The 2020-nt window shown below is 59.9% G+C and carries 2 protein-coding genes; both read right to left on the reverse strand.

Annotated elements, in window-relative coordinates; translation table 11 throughout:
- On the reverse strand, positions 1–594 hold a 594-nt coding region (locus VGG64_26080), incomplete at its 3' end, for an FtsW/RodA/SpoVE family cell cycle protein (GenBank protein HEY1603100.1).
- The coding region (gene mrdA, locus VGG64_26085) for a penicillin-binding protein 2 (protein ID HEY1603101.1) at positions 591–2020 on the reverse strand (1430 nt) is incomplete at its 5' end. The genes VGG64_26080 and mrdA, both read right to left, overlap by 4 nt.

Consider the following 2020-nt stretch of genomic DNA (forward strand, 5'->3'; position numbering starts at 1 on the left):
CATGCTCCAGGCAATCGGCAGCATGATCACTAGCGCAAGCAAGCCAATTGCAGCGTGCTTCCATTCAATCCCGGCCAGAAACGCGCCTACCAACGCCACCGGAACAAGCACCATCGCTGTTCCAAGGTCCGGCTGCTTCAGGATTAATCCTACAGGAACCAGTGTCAGTAATGCGATCTTGGCAAGGTCCTGCAGCGTCAGCCGGTCGGTATGGACTTCGCTCAAATAGCGGGCCAGCGCTATGATTATAATCAACTTCATTATTTCTGACACCTGCAAATTGAAGCCGCCCAAGGCAATCCAGCGCTTGGCTCCCAGACGCGAATATCCCATCACCAGCACGACCAGTAGGCTGATGATGCCGACGGCGTAAAGCGTGGGGGCCTGGTCGAGCAGCGTGTGGTAATCGATGCGGGAAATGATGAACATACCAACGATGCCGATCGCGATCCACATCAGCTGCTTCCACTGCATGCCGGCCATACCGCTGGCGTGCGTAGAGGAATAGATTTCGAAAATACCAAGAGTGCTGATCGCGGCGACGATGGCGAGCAGGGTCCAGTCAAAATCCTGGACGCGGGGCCGTTCCTTCATGGGCGCTGTGCCCCAGTTCGGACTGCTGCGGCAACGGTTCTCGTTGTGGCGAGGACTGCCGCTGACGGAGGTGCTATCGGCGCGCCGGCCGTTTGCGGTGGTGGCGGAGCCTGAAAATGACCCGCCTTCTTGTCGTAATAGGCTTTTACTACGTCGCGGACGATTGGGGCGGCAGACGTGCTGCCCCAGCCTCCGGATTGGACGAGCGCCGCGACGACGATCTCAGGGTTACGGCGGGGGGCATAGCCGACGAACCAGCCGTTTTCCTTGACATGCTTGCCCAACCTGTTCTGTAAATCGAAGCTCTCGGTTTGCGCGGTGCCGGTCTTGCCGGAGAAGTCGACATTTTGGAGCTTCACCAGGCCCGAAGTGGTGCCGTCCGGCTCGTTAACGACGCCCCACATGCCGTCCGTTACCTGTTGAACGGTATCGTCCGACAGGGGAAAGGATCCGAACTTCAGGCCCGTCGCGTCTTTCAAGAGGTGCGGCGGGATCAAGATGCCACCGCTGGCTACCGCAGCGATCATGCGGGCGAGTTGTACGGGCGTGGCAGTCACGGGGCCTTGTCCGATAGCCACGGAAATCGTGTCGCCGGGATACCATTTGTGATGGTAGACACGCTCGTCCCACTGGTCCGAGGGGATCAGGCCGGGCTCTTCGCTCGGCAAGTCGATACCGGTCCGCTGGCCGAGACCCAGGCCAGTGGCGTATTGGTCGATGCGATCGATGCCGAGCTGCTTGCCGACGTTGTAAAAGAAAACGTCGCAGGAAGCGACGATGCCCTTGTGAATATCGACTTCGCCGTGCGCGTGGTCGCAATGGAACACGCGGCCATAGAATGTTGCGGAGCCGGGGCAATACACGGTGTAATTTGCCGGCAAGGCCTTCGATTCGAGCATCGCCGTCGCCATCACTACCTTGAAAACGGAGCCGGGCGCGAGCTGAGCTTGGATGGCGCGGTTGAGCAGCGGCGTTTGCGGATCGGTATTTAGAGCGGCCCATTCCTTAGGCGGAATGCGGACGGCGAAATCGTTGGGGTCGAATGTGGGGCGGCTTACCATGGCCAGCACTTCGCCGGTGCGAGCGTCCATGGCGATCAGCGCGCCTTCTTTGTTCGCGAAGTCGTTGTCGGCTATGGCCTGCAAATCGTAGTCGATGGTCAGCTGGATCGGCTTGCCGGGAACGGCCTCCACGTCGTCCATCGTGCGCATCACTTTGCCCACGCTGTTGACGACGACGCGGCGCATGCCGTCCGTGCCTTCAATCTGCTGGTCGTATTCTTTTTCGAGGCCGGCTTTGCCGACGATGTCGCCCGGCCGGAAGCGGTCGGGATACTTATCGATATCTTGCTGCGAAACTTCGCCCACATAGCCGAGAGCGCTGGCGAGCATCTGGCCGTGCGGATAGCGGCGCCGCTGGACCATCA

This window comes from Pirellulales bacterium (assembly GCA_036490175.1).
Classification (GTDB): Bacteria; Planctomycetota; Planctomycetia; order Pirellulales; family JACPPG01; genus JACPPG01.